The organism is Methylobacterium sp. Leaf91, assembly GCF_001422815.1.
GTDB lineage: Bacteria > Pseudomonadota > Alphaproteobacteria > Rhizobiales > Beijerinckiaceae > Methylobacterium.
This window is the reverse complement of the sequence record NZ_LMMP01000045.1, coordinates 23769-37952: the sequence shown is the minus strand read 5'-3', so window position 1 is coordinate 37952 and position 14184 is coordinate 23769. Positions and strand designations below refer to the sequence as shown.

Genomic DNA, 14184 nt, shown 5'->3' with positions numbered 1-14184 from the left:
GGCCGGTGATGCTCCGATACCAACCATGCGGCATCGCCCCCTTTCGCTGACCCTCGACCTCATCGCCCGTGCCCATCCGACTTCGGTCGCCGACGATGCGAGCGCCCTGCATCTCATCAGCGATCTCGACCTCGCGCCCGGCCTCGACAGGATGCTCCGGCACCGGCCGACGGAGGACGGGCTCTGGGTGTTCGGCTACGGTTCACTGATCTGGCAGCCGGAATTCGCCGTGGCCGAGCGGTGCGTCGGCACGGTGAGAGGCTATCACCGGCGCTTTTGCCTGCTGCAGCGGCGGTTTCGCGGGAGCCGCGAACGGCCGGGCCTCGTCCTTGCCCTCGACCGGGGCGGCATCTGCCGCGGAATCGTGTTTCGCCTGAGGGGATCGGATCCGGCCGCGACCCTGATGCCGGTCTGGCGCCGGGAGATGCGCGGCGGAGGCTATGCGGGACGCTGGGTCGTCGTCGAAACCGCGGCCGGGCCGGTCACCGCCCTGACCTTCGTCGTCAACCGCGCCAGCGACCGCTACACCGGGCGCCTCGCGGAGGAGGAGATCGCCGACCGGATCGCCACCGGCGCAGGGCATCTCGGCCCGAGTGCGGAATATCTGTTCCGCACGGCACAGGCCTGCGCGGATGCCGGCATTCTCGACGACCATCTCTGGCGGTTGCAGCATCTCGTGGCCGAGCGCCTGGAGGCCGCATATCGACAGCAAGCGGAGCTGCGCGTCGCCACGCGGTAACGGGTCCCTCCTTCCCGCATCGCTGATTTCGAGGTGGAAGAGAGGGCCGGCGACCCGCCCGGAAACTACGCAGGTGCGGCCTCGTTGGTCTGCATCGGCAAGGTCGCTCCGCACAGGTGTGCACGGGCGAATTCCGGTGCATCTTCCTTCGAGGAGATGCCGGATATCGGTGATCGCCCGGGGGCAGCAGCGGGAAGGCTTCGACCCATGAGCCTCATACCATGAGCAAATGCCCACCTCCGACGCCGCTGCCGCCCGATCGTAGGCTGGCTTTCTCTGAATTCGAGGGTCCCGCCGCGCCGCTCGGAGCGCTCCGAGCCAGGGTCCGCGCCGCCCATCGCCGTTCCGAATCCCAATGCGTCGCCTCCTTGATGGCGGAAGTGCATCAAAGTCCGTCGGAGGATGCCGCGGCGACGCATCTGGCCGGGCGCCTCGTCGCGGCCTTGCGCGAGAAAGGCGCCCGCGGGCCCGTCGAGCAGCTGATGCGCGAGTTCAGCCTGTCGAGCGCCGAAGGCGTCGCCCTGATGTGCCTCGCCGAAGCACTTCTGCGCATTCCGGATACGGCGAGCCGCGACGCCCTCATCCGCGACAAGATCGGACATGGCGATTGGCGGTCGCATCTCGGCCATCCCACCTCGCTGTTCGCCGGTGCAGCCGCGTGGAGCCTCGCGCTGACGGGGCGGGTGGTCGGCGTCGAGGACGAGGCCGGCCTGACGGCGGCGCTGACGGGCGTCCTACGTCGGGCGGGCCAGCCGGCCATCCGCATGGGTGTCGATCTGGCGATGCGGATGCTCGGCGGCCAGTTCGTCACCGGCCGCAGCATCGCCGAAGCGCTCCGCAACAGCCGGCCGAAGGAGGAGAAAGGCTTCCGCTATTCCTATGACATGCTCGGCGAGGCGGCAGTGAATGCAGCGGATGCCGCCCGCTATCTAGCGGATTATGCCGGCGCCATCGCGGCGATCGGTGTGGCCTCGGCCGGGCGCGGGCCTCTCGATGGGCCGGGCATCTCGGTCAAGCTCTCAGCGCTGCACCCGCGCTATGCCCGCGCCCAGCGCGACCGGGTGATGGACGAGTTGCTGCCGAGGCTGACGGACCTCGCCCTCGCGGCCAGCCGCCATGATATCGGGTTCAACATCGATGCCGAGGAGGCCGACCGGCTCGACCTCTCCCTCGATCTCCTCGAAGCCCTGGCGTCGGACGAGCGTCTTGCCGGCTGGGACGGGCTTGGCTTCGTCGTACAGGCCTATCAGAAGCGCGCGCTCCCCGTGCTGGACGTCGTCATCGACCTCGCGCGGCGGAGCGGACACCGCCTCATGGTCCGCCTCGTCAAGGGCGCATACTGGGATTCGGAGATCAAGCGCGCCCAGGTCGATGGGCTCGACGGTTTCCCGGTCTTCACCCGGAAGCTCCATACCGATGTGTCGTACCTCGCCTGCGCGCGCCGGCTTCTGGCGGCCGGGGACGCGGTATTCCCGCAATTCGCGACCCACAATGCCCGCACGCTCGCCGACATCGTCGCCATGGCGGGGGAAGATTTCCAGCCCGGCGACTACGAGTTCCAGTGCCTGCACGGCATGGGCGAGGCGCTCTACGAGGAGGTGGTCGGCGGCGCGATCCTCGACCGGCCGTGCCGGATCTATGCGCCGGTGGGCTCGCACGACACGTTGCTCGCCTATCTCGTCCGGCGCCTGCTGGAGAACGGAGCAAACTCCTCCTTCGTCAACCGGATCGCCGATCCCGCCGTGTCGGCCGGCGACCTCGTCGCCAACCCGCTGGAGCTGGCCCGCCGGGTCGTACCGCCGGGATCGGGCCATCCGGGGATCGCCCTGCCGCGCGATCTCTTCGGCCCGAGCCGCTTGAATGCGCGCGGCCTCGACCTGACCGACGAGGACGTGCTCGCGTCCCTCGGCGCGAGCCTGCGGGCGGGTGCGGGGACACCCCGCCTGTGTCGGCCCGTTCCGACGGATGGGTATGACGGCACGAAACGCGCCGTGCTCAACCCCGCCGACCGGAACGACATCGTCGGCCACGTGATCGAGGCGGAGGCGGAGATCGTCGACGCCGCCATCGCGCGTGCGACATCAGCCTCCCGCGCCTGGGCGACGACGGCGCCATCGCGGCGGGCGGGTATCCTGAACGCGGCGGCGGACCGGATCGAGGCGCGACGCGACGCGTTCCTCGGGTTGCTGATCCGGGAAGCCGGCAAGACCCTCGCCGATGCCGTCGGCGAGATCCGCGAGGCGGTGGATTTCCTGCGCTATTACGCAGCGCAGGCAGCGGGATTCGATCCCGCGACTCATCCGCCCCTTGGCGTCGTCGCCTGTATCAGCCCCTGGAACTTCCCCCTCGCCATCTTCATCGGGCAGGTCGGAGCCGCGCTCGCCGCCGGCAATGCCGTCCTCGCCAAGCCGGCCGAGGAAACGCCCCTGGTGGCCGGGCTCGCCGTGGAGATCCTGATCGAGGCGGGAATTCCGGACGGCATACTCGGTCTCCTGCCGGGTGACGGTGCGATCGGCGCGCGCCTCGTGGCCGATCCTCGGGTCCAGGGCGTGCTCTTCACCGGCTCGACCGATGTCGCCAAGGCGATCCAGGCCGAACTGGCCGGGCGGCTCGGACCGGATGGACGGCCGATTCCGTTCGTGGCCGAGACGGGTGGCCAGAACGCCATGGTGGTCGATTCCTCCGCCCTGCCGGAGCAGGTCGTCGCCGATGTGGTGATGTCGGCCTTCAATTCCGCCGGCCAGCGCTGCTCGGCGCTCCGTGTGCTCTGCCTCCAGGAGGAGGTCGCCGACCGCATCCTCGCCATGCTCGAAGGCGCCATGGCGGAACTGACGATCGGCAATCCCGACCGGCTCGCCACCGATATCGGGCCGGTCATCAGCGAGGCTGCGCGGGAGGCGATCGAAGAACATGTGGCGCGGATGCGGGAGCGCGGCCACGCCGTGCATCGGGTCGCGCTGCCGCCCTCCCGCGCGACCGGCCATTTCGTTTCCCCGACCCTGATCGCCATCGACAGTCTCGACGACCTGTCCGGCGAGGTCTTCGGCCCCATCCTCCACGTCCTGCGTATCAGGCGCGACGATCTCGGCCGGATCGTCGATGCCATCGCCGGGACCGGCTACGGCCTGACCTTCGGCGTCCATAGCCGGATCGACGCTACCGTCTCGCGCCTCATGGACCGGGTCCGTGCAGGCAACGTCTACGTCAACCGCAACCTCATCGGGGCCGTCGTCGGCCTTCAGCCCTTCGGCGGCGAAGGCCTGTCGGGGACGGGACCGAAGGCCGGCGGCCCGCTCTATCTCCGCCGCCTCCTGGCTTCGGCGCCAGCGAAGACCGGCCTCGTCCGGCGGCCCGCCGCCATGCCCGAGGCGCTGGCGTCCCTGCGCGACGCCCTGTCGGCGGCAGGCCGCGAGACGGACGCGGCGCGCTGCGACGCCTATGCCGAACGGAGCCTCCTCGGGCTCGACATCGGCCTGCCCGGCCCGGTGGGCGAGAGCAACCGCTACAGCCTGCATCCGCGCGGCACGGTGCTCTGCTTTCCGGCCAGCGAGACCGGGCTGTTCGCGCAGATCGCCGCCTGCCTCGCCACTGGCAACGCGATCCGGCTTCAGATGCCTGCCGCCTTGCGACCTGCGCTCGATATGCTGCCCGGCGCCCTGCGGCGCCAGATCGACATCTCGGCCAAGGCGGAGGCGATGGGCTGCGCGGCGATCCTGGTGGAGGGCGGAGCGGATGCGACCCTCGCGGCGACGCGGAGAGCCGCCGCGCTGCCGGGCGCCATCCTCCCAGTCCTTGCCGTGTCGCCGGACGAACTGGAGAAAGGAGCCGACGATTACTCGTTGGAATGGCTTCTTCGGGAGCGCAGCGTCAGCATCAACACCGCGGCGGCAGGCGGCAATGCCGCCCTCATGACCCTCGGCGAGGATAGCGATGCGATCACGGTCCCGCCCACCACCTCATCCTGAAGTGCCGAAGCGCAGCGAAGGCCTCGAAGGAGCTCCCCAGCTCGCGTAGCGGGTTCTGGAGCCCTCCTTCGAGGCGGCTATCGCAGTGCCTCAGGACGAGGTCGTGGAAGGGAAGAAAAACGTCACGCTCTCCGCTCGTCGGTACCTGTCGAACCAAGGAAACCCTCTCAGACAGAAAAGGTCGCGGCCTGTCCGTGCAGCAGACCGGTCTCATCCACGAGTTGCCAGACGATGGCGTCGCGGATCGGGAAGCGGGTTCCGTCCTTGCGGATGCGGATGCCGGCATAATTGGCGACGAACCCGTCGCGGGTGACGGCATCGAGCAGGCGCTGACGCTCGGCCCGCTCCGGGGCCTCGGCCGAGAAGCGAGAGGGCAACCCGATGAGCTCGTCCTTCTCGTAGCCGAAGATGCGCAGAGCGGTCAGATTCGCATAGATGAAACGCGGGTCCTCTGCCCCATCATGAGCCAGGACCGCGAAGGGGGCCTCGGCATGGAGCCAAGCCGCGTCGCCCCCAGACTCGGGCACCAGCGACCGGCCGACGGCACGACGGAAACTCCCGGTCAGGAGCGTATGGAAACCGGGATCGTTGCAGACATCCACGTCAGGCACCTGTGTCAGCGGGAGGCCGAGGGCCGCTCGAACCGGGCATAGGCGGCCAGGACGAGATAAGCGACGACGCTGCCGAACGCGGCGGCGACTGCCTTCACGAGGAAATCGCTCAACCGCGCATGGCGGGTCGACGACAATTCCTGGCCGAATTCGAGGAGGCCGGCCACCGCCATTCCGGTCATGAGCCCGAGATACCAGCGCTTGGGATAGGCCAGGATCAAGAGGAAGCCGAACAGGGCGTATGCGCTCATCCGCTCGACATTCGCCGAGGCGACGACCGGCCGGAGCCCGATCGGCGACAGCGTCACGAAGACCAGGATCGCGAGGATGACGAAGACCGACAGGCGCAAGAGAGTTCTCGTCATCGAAGCGTGCCACCGAACCGCGACGCCAGCTTGCGTCATGCCGGGTCTTGTTGGGCAAGCACCGGGTCCAGCCTGATCTCGACCATGCTGAAGGTATTATTAAGACGCGGTTACGCGGCGGATGTTTCCCGCCGCGTCTTTCCGACCGGCAAGCCGGCTCGCATGGCCGCTGCGGAGCGTCAGTGCTGCTCCGCGCGCGCCTTGTTGGCGAAGTCGTTCACGGTAGCCAAGGCCTGGTCGAACCGCTTCTCGCTTTCCGCGAAGCGCAGGAATCCCACGCGTTCCACCAGGATTTCCGGCGGAGTCGGCTGCGTCGCGAAGATCGTCATCACCTCGTCCATGAATTCCCCGAGGGGCATGTATCCCTCCCGCGTCGACTGGCCGGGCGTGAGTTCCGTCTGCACGGCGGGCGGCACGAGCTCGATGACCTCGACCCTGCCCTTAAGGGCGTCCCGCAGGCTGACCGTGTAGGAATGGATCGCCGCCTTCGTCGCCGAATAGGTCGGGGTCGAGACCAGCGGCACGAAGGCGAGGCCCGACGAGACGTTGACGACCGCCGCGTCCGGCTGAGCGGAGAGATGGTCGATCAGCGCGTTGGTGAGGCGGATTGGCCCCAGCAGGTTGGTGGTCACCATCGCCTCGGCATCCGCCAGATCACGGGACCGGGTGAGATCCTCGAACAGCATGATCCCGGCATTGTTGATCAGGACGTTCAGGTCGGGATGGGCGGCGATCACCGTCGCGGCGAAAGCGTCTATCCCGGCTTTGTCCTCGACATCGAGCACATAGCCGACCATGCTGGGATTGGCCTCCGTGACCGCATCGAGCCGATCACGGCGGCGGCCGGCGATGATCACTGTGTTGCCCTGGGCCTGGAAACGCTCCGCCAATTCGCGGCCGATCCCCGATGCGCCGCCGGTGATGAGAATGGTGTTGCCGCTCGTCTTCATGGGACATCCCTCCTGGTTGTCCCAAACAGATGCCGCTCCTACTCTCCGATGGGTAGAAGGCACCAAAAAGATTTGTACTTACCAAAAGGAGAGCGTGACATGGCGGCCCCGCCCCCACCCGCCGACGCGGATCCGCGCGTCGAGGCGCTGGTCCACGACCTGATCGGCCGCGTCGCCGACAAATGGACGATGCTGGTCCTCGAAATCCTGGAGGAAAGGGGCGAGCTTCGTTTCACCGAACTCAGCCGCTCGATCGGCACGATCAGCCAGAAGATGCTGACTCAGACCCTCCGCCATATGGAGCGGGACGGATTGGTGATCCGCACCGTGCATCCGGTGGTGCCGCCCAAAGTCGAGTACCGGCTGACGGAACTCGGCCAGAGCCTCGGCGCCGCCTTCTGCGGCGTGTGGATCTGGGCCGAGCAGAACCTCGCGGCGGTGGAGAAGGCGCGCGAGACGTTCGACGGGCCCCTCCCCTCGGAAGGCTGACTCCGTCAGTTCACTTCGACCTGCACCACACCGGGCACTGCCCGCAGGGCACCGGCGATCTGCGGCGTCGCCTGGTAGCGGCCGGGGAGCTTGACCTCGACCTCCCGGTCGCCGCCGTCGAGGAGGAGGATCAGTGAGACCTCGCCCTCGCCGCGCACCTGCAGGCGCTGCTGCACGCTGACGATGGGGCGCTCGTCGCGCAGATAGACGCGCATGCCCTTCTGGTGGCGTGCCACCGCCTCGTCGAGAGGCTCGGCGGTGACGATGCGCGCGCGCACATCCTCGCCTTCGAGATTGGCCTGGATCTGGAGCACAAGCGGGCGGCCGGGCTCCAGGATCTCGCGGTACTGGCCGAGGCCTTCCTGGAAGATGATCGCCTCGAAATGCCCGGTCTGGTCCGAGAGCGTGACGATGCCGAGCTTGTTGCCGGATTTGGTGCGGCGCTCCGACCGGTCGAGGACGGACGCGGCGACCTTGCCGACGCTCGAGGTGCCGGCGCGGACCGAGCGGCAGAACTCGGCCCAGCTCTGGACGCGCAGCTTCTCCAGCAGGCCGGCATATTCGTCGAGCGGATGGCCCGAGAGGAAGAAGCCGATGGCCTCGTATTCCTTCTTCAGCTTCTCGGCCATGGGCCAGGGCTCGTAGGCGGGCACCCGCAGGGTCACGTCGGCCGAAGCGATGCCGCCGAACATGTCGACGATGCCCGTATTGGCCGCCTCCGCCGCCCCTTGCGCCAGCTTCATCATCGGCTCGACGGCGGCGCAGGCCCGCGCGCGGTCGACCTCGATGCAATCCATGGCGCCGGCCGCCACGAGATTCTCCAGGGTGCGCTTGTTGATGAGGCGCGGGTTGAGCCGGCGCGCCAGGCAGGCGAGGTCCTTGAACGGCGTGTCGCCGCGTGCCTCCACCACGGCCTCGACGGCGGCCCGGCCCACGCCCTTGATGGCGGCGAGCGCATAGCCGATGCGCCCGTCATGGACCTCGAAATTGACCCCCGAGGTGTTGATCGAGGGCGGGTCCACCGGGATGCCGAGGCGCTGGGCGTCCTGGCGGAACTCGGCGAGCTTGTCGGTGACGTCGATGTCGAGCTGCATCGCGGCGGCCAGGAACTCCACCGGGTAGTTCGCCTTGAGATAGGCCGTCTGGTAGGTCAGCAGCGCGTAGGCGGCGGCGTGCGATTTGTTGAAGCCGTAATCGGCGAATTTCGCCAGCAGGTCGAAGATCTCGTTGGCCTTGGCCTCGGTGAGGCCGCGCTCCACCGAGCCCTTCACGAAACGGTCGCGCTGGGCGTCCATCTCGGCCTTGATCTTCTTGCCCATGGCGCGGCGGAGCATGTCGGCGTCGCCGAGCGAGTAGCCGGCCAGAAGCTTGGCCACCTCCATCACCTGCTCCTGGTAGACGATGATGCCGAAGGTCTCCTTGAGGATCGGCTCCAGCTTCTCGTGCGGGTACCAGCTCGCCTCGTTGCCGGCATCGCGGCCGAGCTTGCGCTCGCAATAGACCGGGATGTTGGCCATGGGGCCGGGCCGGTAGAGCGCCACGAGGGCGATGATGTCCTCGAACCGGTCGGCCTGCATCTCGACCAGCGCCTTGCGCATGCCGGCGGATTCCACCTGGAACACGCCCACCGTCTCGCCGCGCTTCATCGGCGTATAGGTCGCCGCGTCGTCGAGAGGCAGCGAGGCGAGATCGACGATGATGCCGCGCTGCGCCAAAAGGTCGGTGCAGCAGCGCAGCATGGTCAGGGTCTTGAGGCCGAGGAAGTCGAACTTCACGAGGCCCGCCGCCTCCACCCATTTCATATTGAACTGGGTCACCCGCATCCCGGTCTTCGGGTCGCGGTAGAGCGGCACGAGCTGTTCCAGCGGCCGGTCGCCGATGACCACGCCCGCCGCGTGGGTCGAGGCGTGGCGGTGCAGGCCCTCGAGCTTCTTGGCGATCTGCATCAGCCGGGCGACGACGGGCTCCTCCTCCATCGCCGCCTGAAGCTTGGGCTCGCCCTCGATGGCCTGGACCAGGGTGACGGGGTTGGCCGGGTTCTGCGGCACCAGCTTCGTCAGCTTGTCGACCTGCCCGTAGGGCATTTCGAGGACGCGGCCGACGTCGCGCAGCACACCGCGCGCCTGCAGCGTACCGAAGGTGATGATCTGCGCGACCTGCTCGTGGCCGTAGCGTTCCTGCACGTACTGGATCACACGCTCACGGCCATCGACGCAGAAATCGATGTCGAAATCCGGCATCGAGACGCGCTCGGGGTTGAGGAAGCGCTCGAACAGCAGACCGAAGCGCAGCGGATCGAGATCAGTGATCAGGAGCGCGTAGGCGACGAGGGAGCCGGCACCCGAACCACGGCCCGGCCCCACCGGGATGTCGTGGTCCTTGGCCCATTTGATGAAGTCCGACACGATGAGGAAGTAGCCGGGGAACTTCATCTTCACGATGACGTCGAGCTCGAAGGCGAGACGATCGCGATAGACCTGTTCGGTCATGCCCTCGCAGGGGCCGTGCTGGGCCAGACGCAGTTCGAGTCCGGCCTCGGCCTGGCGGCGCAGTTCGGACGGCTCGTCGAGGGCGATCTCCTCGGCGACATCCGGCGAGACCGCCTCCACGGGCAGCGCGTCGAGAGCGGCAACGACGCCGAAATTCGGCAGGATCGGCTTGCGGGTGCGCACCCGATAGGTGCAGCGCATGGCGATTTCCACGGTGGCGGACAGGGCATCCGGCAGGTCGTGGAAGAGCTTGGCCATTTCGGCGCGGGTCTTGAAGCCGTGGCGCGGAGTGAGCTTGCGGCGGCGCTCGTCCGAAACGAGTCGCCCCTCGGCGATGGCGAGCAGCGCGTCGTGGGCGTCGTAATCATCGGGCTTGGCGAAGAACGGTTCGTTGGTGGCCACGATCGAGAGGCCGTTGGAATCGGCGAGCCGGATCAGCTCGCGCTCCACCATGCGCTCGTCATCGAGCCCGTGGCGCAGGATCTCCACGTAGAGCCGGTCCTCGCCGAAAGCCTGTTTCAGCTGGGCGAGGCGGGCGGCGGCGAGCTCGACACGTCCGCCGCGCAGGGCCGTATCGAGGGGGCCGGTGGTGCCACCCGTCAGAGCGATGAGGCCTTCCGCGTTCTCCGCCAGTGCCTCTACGGTGAGACGGGGCGCATCGCCCAGGGGGCCGTCGAAATAGGCACGGCTCGCCAGGCGCAGGAGGTTGCCGTAGCCGGCCTCGCTCTGCGCCAGCACGACGACGTTGGAGGTGGTGATCTGCGACAGCCGCGCCATCGGATCCGGCGCCTCGAAAACCACCGAGAGTTGCATGCCGGCGATGGGCTGGATGCCCGTTCCGGCGGCCTTCTCGGAAAATTCCAGCGCCCCGAACAGGTTGTTGGTGTCGGTGAGCGCCAGCGCCGGCTGCCGGTCGGCGGCGGCCGCCTTGACGATGTCGCCGACCTTCAGCGCCCCTTCGAGCAGCGAGAAGGACGAGTGGACATGGAGGTGGACGAAACCGGGATCTTTGAGGATGCGCGCCATGGCTCAACCCATCCCGAGTCGCGGTTCACGGTCCATTACCATTACCACATCCGGCGCATTTGCCTGTGGAGAGGGCCTTTCCCGCAACGCCCCCTCCCCCCATTGCCGCCTATTCGGCCGGCAGGGCGAACCGCTTCGTCTTCGGTTCTTTCCCCCGCGCCGTCTCATCGAGGGCGTCGGTGAATTGCAGGGCGGCCAGCTGCGCGTAGAGCGCCCCCTGCGCCAGCAAGCTCTCATGCGTTCCCGTCTCGACGATCCTGCCGCCGTCGAGGACGAGGATGCGGTCGGCAGCGCGGATCGTTGCCAGCCGATGGGCGATGACCAGGGTCGTGCGCCCCCGCATGAGCGTATCGAGCGCGGTCTGCACCGCGCGCTCGCTCTCGGCATCGAGGGCCGAGGTCGCTTCGTCGAGGAGCAGGATCGGCGCGTCCTTGAGAATGGCGCGGGCAATGGCGACACGCTGGCGCTGACCGCCGGACAGCGTGACGCCGCGCTCGCCGACCTGCGTGTCGTAGCCCTGCGGCAGGGCGCGGATGAAGCCATCCGCATGGGCGAGTTCCGCCGCGCGATGAACCTCGGCCTCGCTCGCCCGTGGGCGACCGTAGCGGATGTTCTCGATCACCGAGCCGGAGAAGACAGTGGGATCCTGCGGCACGAGGGACATGCGCTCGCGCAGGGCATCCGGATCGACGCTCGCGATGTCGATTCCATCGACGCGCACGATGCCGGATTGCGGATCGTAGAAGCGCAGCAGTGCCTGCAGCACCGTGGTCTTGCCCGCCCCCGAAGGGCCCACGAGGGCGACGCGCTCCCCATGCGCCACCTGGAAGCTTATCCCGTCGAGGGAGGGATGCTCCGGCCGGGTCGGATAGGTCAGGCGGACCGATTCGAAGGCCACTTCGCCGCGCGGCGGCACCGGCAGGAGTTTCGGCTCGGCGGGTGCGCGGATCGCGGGCTCGGCGGCCAGAATCTCGCCAAGGCGTTCGGCGGCTCCGGCGGCCTGCGCGAGTTCGCCGTAGACCTCTGAAAGCTGCCCCAGGGCGCTCGCGCCGAACACTGCGTAGAGCACGAATTGCGAGAGCTGGCCCGCCGTCATCGTACCGGCCAGCACCCCTTGGGCGCCGTACCACATGACCCCGACGACGCTGGCGGAGATGAGGAAGATCGCGACGCCGGTGAGCAGGGCGCGCGCCTTCACGGAGTCACGGGCGGCCGAATAGGCATTCTCGGAAGCCTGCCCGAAATGCTCCGCCGTGGCGCGACCCATGCCGAAGGCCTGCATGGTGCGAATCGCCCCGATCGCCTCCGCCGCATAGGCCGAGGCGTCGGCCAGCCGGTCCTGCGCGGCGCGGGAACGCCGCCGCACGCCGCGTCCGGACAGGATCAGCGGGAACACGATGAGCGGGATCGCCACGAGAACCAGGATCGACAGTTTGGGACTGGTGATGACCATCATCACCACCGCGCCGACGAACAGGAAGGCGTTTCGCAGCAGGATCGAGATGGAGACCCCGAACACGGCCTTGACCTGGGTCGCGTCGGCGGTGAGCCGAGAGACGATCTCGCCCGATTGCGTGCGGTCGAAGAAAGCGGGATCGAGGATGGTGAGGCGGGCGAAGACCGCGCTGCGCAGGTCCGCGACCACGCGCTCACCCAGCGTCACCACGGTGTAGTACCGGGCGGCACTCGACAGGGCGAGCACCGACACCACGCCGATCAGAGCCATGAAGTAAGCGTCGATGACGCTGTGGCCTTCGGGCGAGAAGCCGTGGTCGATCACCCGGCGCAGGGCGATGGGCACCACGAGGGTCGCAACCGAGGCCGAAAGCAGCGACAGGAACGCCGCGAGGATGCGACCGCGATAAACCAAGGCGAAGGGAATCAGCGGCCTCAGCGACCCGAGAGGAGCTTTGCCGCGACCGTTGCCGCCCGGGCCTTCGCCCTGTGAATTCTTTTTACGCCCGCGAGCCATCGTGCCTCGTCATCATCCCCGACACAGAATCGGTTTCAAGAAAATAGCGGTCCCGGCGATCTCCCGCGCCCGACCGCTTGTTCGGAAGAAGCACGTGGGGTATAGGCCCGCCTTCATCCGATTGCGCGTGATCTAAGGCCGCGGGCCGCCAGGCGGGCCGGTCGGCGTGGCTATTCAAGGATTTCGTCATGGCAAAGAGTGCGGCCGACAAGGCCAAGGGTACCGAACATCCCGACTACCATTTCATCAAGGTCGTGATGACCGATGGGTCCGACTACATGACCCGGTCGACCTACGGCAAGGAGGGCGACACCCTCAACCTCGACATCGACCCGAATACGCACCCGGCCTGGACTGGCGGCGAGCAGAAGATGCTCGATCGCGGCGGCCGTGTTTCTCGGTTCAACTCGCGCTTCGGCGCCCTGTCCTTCGGCAAGAAGTGATTCGAGCGAACTGACCGCCGCGACCGGTTGGTGGCGGCGGAGGGTTTTGGAAACGCGAAAGGGCGGCGCCATCGAGGCGCCGCCCTTTCGCGTTTCAGGCCATCGAAGCCCAACCCTGTTTCAGTGGGCGGTACCGAAGGCGCTCCGCAGCAGACCCTGCTGCGCGGCAACGGGGCTTTCCCCGAAGACCGGGGTCGGGCGGTCGTCGGAGATGAGGCCGTCGAGATGCAGGATGCGGGCGTGGAGCCGGCGCGAGCGGACGGTGAGGTCCTGAAGGCGGGCCGGGAGAGTGACGAAGGTCTCGGCGCGGAAGGTCTCCGGTGTCGCGAGACGGACGCGGGTCTTCTCCTGGAGGGCCTGGGCGGGGGTGATTTCGCCCTCCGACACGGCACGCTGCACCAGCAGCCACGACGCGATCTGCATCAACCGGGTGGTCAGGCGCATGCTCTCGCTGGCATAGGACAGGGTGCTGTCGCGCGACAGCAGACGCGATTCCTCGCGCCCATCGCCATCGAGATAGGCCGCGGCCTCTTCGACCATGGTCATGCCTTCGCGGAACAGGACTCGAAAGGCCTCGGAATTCACATACGTGTCGCCGAAGTTGACCCAGTCCCGCTCGTCGCGAAAGGTGACATCCAACTCGTTCATCCTGCCTCCTGTGCCGCTACCGGACCGCTTTGTCCCGATCTGAGACACGATCAGTGCGTTCGCGACCAGAGGCGCAACACTAGCGCCGAACGTGCCGCCCCGCGCCGTTGACCGGAGATTAACGTTAATGAGCCGGACTGGTGCCGATGAAACCGCATTTGGCGACGTCGTTCCGCGAATCGGCGGAACGAAAAAAAAAGCCGCCCGGAGGGGCGGCTTTGGTGAAGTCGACAGAGGCATCAAAACAGCGGCAGACCGAAATCTGCCCCACATCCGGAGAACCGGACATGATTTCTTCATAGGCTGAAAAGGTTAACGCCCGGCTAAGGGCGGACACGGTCCGGCGACAGAACGGGGGCTGGGAAATGCCCGCGCCAGAATTGACTTCGCCCCCCCTCTCCGCCATAAGCCGCGCCATCGCGTTGCCGCGCCCCATGTGGGCGCTCTTCGCGCTTGCAGACACATTTCAGGGCGAGTGAAGATGTCG

11 protein-coding genes are annotated in these 14184 nt (G+C 67.6%); 4 read left to right on the top strand and 7 right to left on the bottom strand.

The window, feature by feature from the left end:
* The first annotated feature begins 25 nt into the window (after window positions 1-25).
* Together ASF32_RS18670 and putA are read left to right on the top strand one after the other, a co-directional pair.
* The gene (locus ASF32_RS18670; protein WP_056431809.1) at window positions 26-739 is read left to right on the top strand and encodes a gamma-glutamylcyclotransferase; all 714 of its coding nucleotides are present in this window, start codon (window positions 26-28) and stop codon (window positions 737-739) included.
* A gap of 221 nt (window positions 740-960) precedes the next feature.
* Window positions 961-4704, top strand: a complete 3744-nt coding sequence (putA, locus tag ASF32_RS18665; protein ID WP_082469893.1) for a bifunctional proline dehydrogenase/L-glutamate gamma-semialdehyde dehydrogenase PutA — start codon at window positions 961-963, stop codon at window positions 4702-4704.
* Between the two features lie 167 nt (window positions 4705-4871).
* Here putA and ASF32_RS18660 read toward each other — a convergent pair whose 3' ends face one another.
* From ASF32_RS18660 to ASF32_RS18650, 3 genes are all read right to left on the bottom strand, one after another.
* On the bottom strand, window positions 4872-5306 hold the full coding sequence (locus ASF32_RS18660; RefSeq protein ID WP_056431803.1) for an MEKHLA domain-containing protein: 435 nt from the start codon (window positions 5304-5306) through the stop codon (window positions 4872-4874).
* A gap of 14 nt (window positions 5307-5320) precedes the next feature.
* Complete coding sequence (locus tag ASF32_RS18655; RefSeq protein WP_056431800.1) at window positions 5321-5680, bottom strand: hypothetical protein; 360 nt, start codon at window positions 5678-5680, stop codon at window positions 5321-5323.
* Window positions 5681-5859: 179 nt separating this feature from the next.
* Window positions 5860-6630: an SDR family oxidoreductase gene (locus ASF32_RS18650; protein WP_056431797.1), complete on the bottom strand. Its 771-nt coding sequence runs from the start codon at window positions 6628-6630 to the stop codon at window positions 5860-5862.
* A gap of 99 nt (window positions 6631-6729) precedes the next feature.
* Here ASF32_RS18650 and ASF32_RS18645 point away from each other — a divergent pair, with 99 nt between their 5' ends.
* Complete coding sequence (locus tag ASF32_RS18645; RefSeq protein WP_056431794.1) at window positions 6730-7119, top strand: helix-turn-helix domain-containing protein; 390 nt, start codon at window positions 6730-6732, stop codon at window positions 7117-7119.
* 5 nt (window positions 7120-7124) lie between these two features.
* Here ASF32_RS18645 and dnaE read toward each other — a convergent pair whose 3' ends face one another.
* Together dnaE and ASF32_RS18635 are read right to left on the bottom strand one after the other, a co-directional pair.
* Complete coding sequence (gene dnaE / locus ASF32_RS18640; RefSeq protein ID WP_056431789.1) at window positions 7125-10634, bottom strand: DNA polymerase III subunit alpha; 3510 nt, start codon at window positions 10632-10634, stop codon at window positions 7125-7127.
* Between the two features lie 109 nt (window positions 10635-10743).
* Window positions 10744-12606, bottom strand: coding sequence for an ABC transporter transmembrane domain-containing protein (locus ASF32_RS18635; protein ID WP_056431786.1), 1863 nt, complete (start codon window positions 12604-12606; stop codon window positions 10744-10746).
* A gap of 188 nt (window positions 12607-12794) precedes the next feature.
* On the opposite strand from ASF32_RS18635, the gene rpmE reads away from it, so the two are divergent.
* Window positions 12795-13049, top strand: a complete 255-nt coding sequence (gene rpmE / locus ASF32_RS18630; RefSeq protein WP_018045309.1) for a 50S ribosomal protein L31 — start codon at window positions 12795-12797, stop codon at window positions 13047-13049.
* Between the two features lie 120 nt (window positions 13050-13169).
* Here rpmE and ASF32_RS18625 read toward each other — a convergent pair whose 3' ends face one another.
* Window positions 13170-13697 (bottom strand): DUF1465 family protein, encoded by a 528-nt coding sequence (locus tag ASF32_RS18625; protein WP_056431783.1) that lies wholly within the window; start codon window positions 13695-13697, stop codon window positions 13170-13172.
* 124 nt (window positions 13698-13821) lie between these two features.
* Complete coding sequence (locus ASF32_RS25605) at window positions 13822-14133, bottom strand: hypothetical protein (RefSeq protein WP_156467896.1); 312 nt, start codon at window positions 14131-14133, stop codon at window positions 13822-13824.
* Window positions 14134-14184 lie beyond the last annotated feature (51 nt).

Bases quoted from the DNA above. Each gene is read 5' to 3' on its own strand.
- rpmE (WP_018045309.1), top strand. From the start codon at position 12,795: ATGGCAAAGAGTGCGGCCGACAAGGCCAAGGGTACCGAACATCCCGAC.
- ASF32_RS18645 (WP_056431794.1), top strand. From the start codon at position 6,730: ATGGCGGCCCCGCCCCCACCCGCCGACGCGGATCCGCGCGTCGAGGCG.
- ASF32_RS18635 (WP_056431786.1), bottom strand. From the start codon at position 12,606: ATGGCTCGCGGGCGTAAAAAGAATTCACAGGGCGAAGGCCCGGGCGGC.
- ASF32_RS18650 (WP_056431797.1), bottom strand. From the start codon at position 6,630: ATGAAGACGAGCGGCAACACCATTCTCATCACCGGCGGCGCATCGGGG.
- ASF32_RS25605 (WP_156467896.1), bottom strand. From the start codon at position 14,133: ATGGGGCGCGGCAACGCGATGGCGCGGCTTATGGCGGAGAGGGGGGGC.
- dnaE (WP_056431789.1), bottom strand. From the start codon at position 10,634: ATGGCGCGCATCCTCAAAGATCCCGGTTTCGTCCACCTCCATGTCCAC.
- ASF32_RS18625 (WP_056431783.1), bottom strand. From the start codon at position 13,697: ATGAACGAGTTGGATGTCACCTTTCGCGACGAGCGGGACTGGGTCAAC.
- putA (WP_082469893.1), top strand. From the start codon at position 961: ATGAGCAAATGCCCACCTCCGACGCCGCTGCCGCCCGATCGTAGGCTG.
- ASF32_RS18655 (WP_056431800.1), bottom strand. From the start codon at position 5,680: ATGACGAGAACTCTCTTGCGCCTGTCGGTCTTCGTCATCCTCGCGATC.
- ASF32_RS18670 (WP_056431809.1), top strand. From the start codon at position 26: ATGCGGCATCGCCCCCTTTCGCTGACCCTCGACCTCATCGCCCGTGCC.